Annotated in this window: 1 protein-coding gene; it reads left to right on the top strand. The window is 60.8% G+C overall.

All coding sequences use genetic code 11. From position 1 onward, the window contains the following. On the top strand, window positions 1-227 hold a 227-nt coding region (locus Q1B16_RS22330; RefSeq protein WP_299794644.1), incomplete at both ends, for a GTP-binding protein.

The raw sequence follows: 227 nt of genomic DNA on the forward strand, positions 1-227 counted from the left end.
ATTGGCACGATTGGTCACGTTGACCACGGCAAGACGACGCTGACGGCGGCGATCACGAAGTATTTCGGCGACTTCAAGGCCTATGACCAGATCGACGGTGCGCCGGAAGAGAAGGCGCGTGGGATCACGATCTCGACCGCGCACGTGGAGTACGAGACCGAGAACCGTCACTACGCACACGTCGACTGCCCCGGCCACGCCGACTACGTGAAGAACATGATCACCGG

It is taken from the genome of uncultured Marivita sp., assembly GCF_947488135.1.
In the GTDB taxonomy this organism is placed as follows: Bacteria; Pseudomonadota; Alphaproteobacteria; order Rhodobacterales; family Rhodobacteraceae; genus Marivita.